General features: G+C 65.2%; 3 protein-coding genes and 1 pseudogene. 1 reads left to right on the top strand and 3 read right to left on the bottom strand.

The features are described from left to right. The 3 genes from KAY22_RS24560 to KAY22_RS24550 form a co-directional block, all read right to left on the bottom strand. Window positions 1–213: cbb3-type cytochrome c oxidase subunit II (locus tag KAY22_RS24560; protein ID WP_296625762.1), on the bottom strand; the 213-nt coding region annotated here is incomplete at its 3' end. An 11-nt stretch (window positions 214–224) separates the two neighbouring features. Next, window positions 225–1,874, bottom strand: coding sequence for a cytochrome-c oxidase, cbb3-type subunit I (gene ccoN / locus KAY22_RS24555; protein WP_296625761.1), 1,650 nt, complete (start codon window positions 1,872–1,874; stop codon window positions 225–227). A gap of 71 nt (window positions 1,875–1,945) precedes the next feature. Next, entirely contained in the window at window positions 1,946–2,620 is a 675-nt protein-coding gene (locus KAY22_RS24550; protein ID WP_296625763.1) for a helix-turn-helix domain-containing protein, read from the bottom strand. A gap of 373 nt (window positions 2,621–2,993) precedes the next feature. Between KAY22_RS24550 and KAY22_RS24545 the strand changes: the two are divergent. Next, window positions 2,994–4,881: pseudogene (locus KAY22_RS24545) on the top strand (hypothetical protein); the annotation flags it as partial.

Genomic DNA, 4,881 nt, shown 5'->3' with positions numbered 1-4,881 from the left:
GTTGTAGCAGCCCTCGCGGATGTAGATGTTGCGGCCGGCCAGTTCGAGCGGGGTGTAGGGCCGCATGCCCTTCACCTTCTCGACGGTCGAGTCGATCCAGAACAGCGGCGCGATTTCGACGATGCCGCCGATCGACACGGTGATGAGCGCAAGGATCAGCAGCAGCGTGACGTTGCGCTCGATCCGGCCATGGTCGAGGAATTTGCTTGCCATGGGACGATCCTTCAGGCGGCGACCGGCTGGAGCGGTTTGTCCAGCGCGGGGTCATAGGGGGCATCGGTGAGGGGCGCTTCGTCGCGCAGCCTGCCGCGCAGTGTCTGGGCGACGTTCCAGACCATGAAGAGCGCGCCGAGCAGATAGAGGGCGCCGCCCGCAGCCCGGATCAGATAATAGGGCTTCATCGCGGCGACGACGTCGGAGAAGGCGTAGACGAGATAGCCGTCGGCCCCATATTCGCGCCACATCAGGCCCTGCATGATCCCGGCGACCCACATCGACGAGGCGTAGAGGACGATGCCGATCGTCGCCGACCAGAAGTGCCAGTTGATCATGCGCAGCGAGTAGAGGCGGCTGCGGCCCCACAGGCGCGGCACCATGAAATAGACCGCAGCGAAGCTGATCATGCCGACCCAGCCGAGCGCGCCCGAATGGACGTGGCCGATGGTCCAGTCGGTATAGTGCGACAGGCTGTTGACCGCCTTGATGCTCATCAGCGGACCTTCGAAGGTCGACATGCCGTAGAAGGCGAGCGCCAGCACCATCATGCGGATGATCGGGTCGGTGCGGACCTTGTCCCAGGCGCCCGACAGGGTCATCAGCCCGTTGATCATGCCGCCCCAGCTGGGCATCCACAGCATCACCGAGAACACCATGCCCAGCGTCTGCGCCCAGTCGGGCAGCGCGGTGTAATGGAGGTGGTGCGGGCCGGCCCAGATGTAGAGAAAGATCAGCGACCAGAAGTGCACGATCGACAGCCGGTAGCTGTAGACCGGGCGTTCGGCCTGCTTCGGCACGAAATAATACATCATGCCAAGGAAGCCGGCGGTCAGGAAGAAGCCGACCGCGTTGTGGCCATACCACCACTGGGTCAGCGCGTCCTGGACGCCCGCGAAGGCGGAATAGCTCTTGGAACCGAAGATCGACACCGGCATCGACAGGTTGTTGACCAGGTGCAGCATCGCCACGGTGACGATGAAGGCGAGGTAGAACCAGTTGGCGACGTAGATATGCGGTTCGGCGCGGCGAACGATCGTACCCAGGAAGACCGCGAGGTAGCTGACCCAGACGATCGTCAGCCAGATGTCGACATACCATTCGGGCTCGGCATATTCGCGGCCCTCGGTGATGCCCAGCAGATAGCCGGTCGCGGCCAGCACGATGAACAGCTGATAGCCCCAGAAGACGAAGCGGGCGAGCGCCGGGAAGGCGAGCCGTGCGCGGCAGGTGCGCTGCACCACCCAGAAGCTGGTCGCAATCAGCGCATTGCCGCCGAAGGCGAAGATGACCGCCGAGGTGTGGAGCGGGCGCAGCCGACCGAAGCTGGTATATTCGAGCCCCAGGTTGAGCATCGGAAAGGCCAGCTGCAGCGCGATGTAGAGGCCGACGGCAAAACCGGCGACGCCCCAGAAGAGCGTCGCGATCGTGCCCCAGCGGATCACATCGTCATAATAGCCGGTTGCGACAGGGGCTGGCTTGCGGCCGGCGAGCACGTCGAAATCGGCGCGTGCGAGCGTGATCCACAGGGTCGCCAGTGCGGCGAGCGCAATGGTGGCCATCTGCACGGCGAAGGCGGAGTCCTCGGCCTCGGCGGCCGCGACGATGGCGAGCAGAAGGGCGAACAGCCACCCTCCGCTCCGGAACAGCAGAGCGATCATATTGGTCCTCTTGAGCGATCCTGGCCTCCATCGGCCCGGCGTGGCGCCGGGTCGTTGATGGAGATCAACTGTCAGCCGGCGGCGATGCGCTCGAGCTTTTCGGGGTGGGCGATCGACAGCAGCCGGGGGCCGGGGAGGCTGATGATCCCCGATTGTTTGAGCTTGGTGAGCGAGCGGCTGACCGTCTCGATCGTCAGACCCAGCACGTCGGCCATCTGCTGGCGCGACAGCGGCAGCACCAGATCGCGCCCGCCGCCCATGCGCTCGGCCATTTCGAGAATCAGACTGGCGACCCGCTCGCACGCCGATTTGCGGCCGAGCAGCAGCATCCAGTGCCGGGCACGGTCGAGTTCGGTCAGGGTGCGCTCGAGCAAAGCATGGCCGACCGCCTCATGTTCGCGGGCGAAGCGGTCGAAGGTGCCCCGGCCGAAGACGCAGAGCGAAGCATCGGTCAGCGCGGTGACGCTGTGATGGCTGTCCTTGCCGAATGGGCGGCCGATGAAGTCGGAAGGATAGACGATGCCGACGATCTGTTCACGGCCATCGCCGGTGACGGTCGACAGCTTGAGCATGCCCGACAGAACGTTGCCGACGACGACGGATTCGTCGCCTTCCCAGACCAGTGTCTGGCCGGCGCTGAGTCGCATCTTGCGGCCGAGCCGGCCGAGCGCGGCCAGTCCGGCGCTGTCGAGCGAGCAGCAGATCGCGGTCTTGCGGACCTCGCAGCTTTCGCAGCTGTCAGGCATCGTCCGGTCGTAACGGTCCGTCGGCATCGCCGTCAGCTGGACATCGTTGTACATCGCACCCCTCACATCTTCGAGCGTGCGGAAATTGGCGTTCGGGAGCGAGCGTCGATATACGCAAACATACCGAAGCGGAGCGCGGCGGAAAACCGACGATCGCACGCTTCCGTAACGAAAATCCCGTGATGTCTGATGATTAGGTGCATGACAATGCGCGCGATTGGGCGTATTGGGCCGCTTGGGGGCGTTTCCGGTTGGGGACGGACGGGGAGAGTATTCGTCGTGTTTGTGCTTGTCTTGCGCCGCGCCTCCGCGGTCGATGTCGCTCGTGTGCCTGTCTCGGGAGGCTCGCGTCTCTCGTTCAACGGAGGCGTCAATGCCTGAGCATTCGGTCCGCAGCGATCCCTTCGCCCGCCGGAATCGCGGTCAGCGCGATCATGCGCGGACGCTGACGTCGGTCCTGGCGGTGGCGACGATCCTCGCCCTGCCGGCGCGGGAGACCCTGGCCGCCAACGGCGCTTTTGCGGGCACCCATGACAATCCGAGCGGCGTGTTCTTCTCGCAGAGCGAAGGCATGGACACGATCACCGTTGATGTGCCGACGGCGATCATCAACTGGCAGCCGACCGACACCATGGCGGGCGGCGGCGCCATCGACTTCCTGCCGGGCGGTACGACTGCGGTCTTCCAGAACAGCACCGGCAACCAGCAAGGCTACACCGTTCTGAACCGCATCCTGCCTGCGGGCGATGCGGCGGGGCGCGGCATCGCCCTCAACGGCAGCGTGATCGCGCGCCTGCAGGACGCGGGCGGCACCGTCACCAGCAATGGCGGGCGGCTGTGGTTCTACAGCCCTGGCGGCATATTGGTCGGCGGCAGCGCGACCTTCGACGTGGGCGGGCTGCTGCTCACCACGGCCGATCCGATGAATTCTCTGTCGAACGATCCGGATCAGATGATCTCGATGGCGAATGGCGACCCGACATCGGGTGTCGTCGTCCAATCGGGGGCCCAGATCAACGCCCTCGCGACCGAGCGCGTGTCGGGTGGGCCCACGACGGGTTCCTATGTTGCGCTCGTCTCCTCGACCGTACGCCAGAGCGGCACCGTCACCGTCAATGGCGCGGCTGCCTATGTCGCCGGCGAAGAGGTCAATCTGACCATCCATGACGGTCTGTTCGACATTCAGATACCCATGGGCTCCGACACGCCGGTCGAGCATCAGGGCTCAACCCTCTGGCAGAATGCGAATTCGGCTGAGATCGAGCGGCGGATCTATCTCGTCTCGGTGCCCAAGAACTCGGCGCTGACGATGGCGCTGAATCCGGGTGCGCTGGGATTCGACGAGGCGGTATCTGCCGCGCGCGCCGATGACGGTGCCATATTGCTGAGCGCGGGACAGGCCATTGCCAATGGCGAGATGGATGGCCCGGCAAGTCCGCTCGATGCCAGCGTCCACATCAACGGCGGCAATTTCGAAGGGCGGGTGGAGGCGACCGCGACGCGCGACGCCTGGGCTGCGTCGCTGAGCGGCACGGCGCAATTTGCGGGCGACGTCGCACTGCGCGGCGGCAACAGCGCGCATATCGGCGCCCGCCAGAACGGCGTCACCATGACGGTCGGCGGCAGCGTCCTTGTCGACGCGAGCAAGAGCGCCGATGCGGGGCTGGCTCCGGTCACGGGCGGCGAGGCACTGCTCTACGCGGACAATGGCGGCACGCTTCAGATCGATGGCGGTGCGGATGTGCGCGCCGAGGCGGACGGGGTCTATTTCGATGGCGAAGGGACGAATTCCGCCGACGCGACGGGAGGAAGCGCGACGATCAGCGCCAATGGCGGAACGGTGTCGATCGGCGGGATGGCGAATGTCGCCGCGGGCGCCAACGCCTTCGGTTTCGACGAAGTGTCGACGGTCGGCACCTCGACCGGCGGTTCGGCCAATATTTTCGTGTCCGGCAATGGCGCGTTGACGATCGACGGGACGCTCGATCTGGACGCCTCCGCTTCGGCGTTGACGGGCCTCTCCGACGGTGCTTCGGCCACAGGCGGAAGCGTGATCGTCAACATCGCCGATTCCGGTTCGCTTTCGGTCAATGGACAGACCGAAGGACCGACGCTGCGATTGAGCGCGACGGCTTATGGCGGCGACAATGCCAGCTCGAGCGCCGGCGGGATGGCCACCGGCGGACAGATCACGATGACGTCGAGCAGCAGTGGCTCGGTGTTCGTCAACGGTGGCGTCTTTGCCGATGTCTATGCAGAAG

Source organism: Rhizorhabdus sp. (assembly GCF_018006725.1).
In the GTDB taxonomy this organism is placed as follows: domain Bacteria; phylum Pseudomonadota; class Alphaproteobacteria; order Sphingomonadales; family Sphingomonadaceae; genus Rhizorhabdus.
The sequence above is the reverse complement of the archived record's forward strand: the minus strand, read 5'-3'. Positions and strand labels throughout refer to the sequence as shown.

Bases quoted from the DNA above. Each gene is read 5' to 3' on its own strand.
- ccoN (WP_296625761.1), bottom strand. From the start codon at position 1,874: ATGATCGCTCTGCTGTTCCGGAGCGGAGGGTGGCTGTTCGCCCTTCTG.
- KAY22_RS24550 (WP_296625763.1), bottom strand. From the start codon at position 2,620: ATGCCTGACAGCTGCGAAAGCTGCGAGGTCCGCAAGACCGCGATCTGC.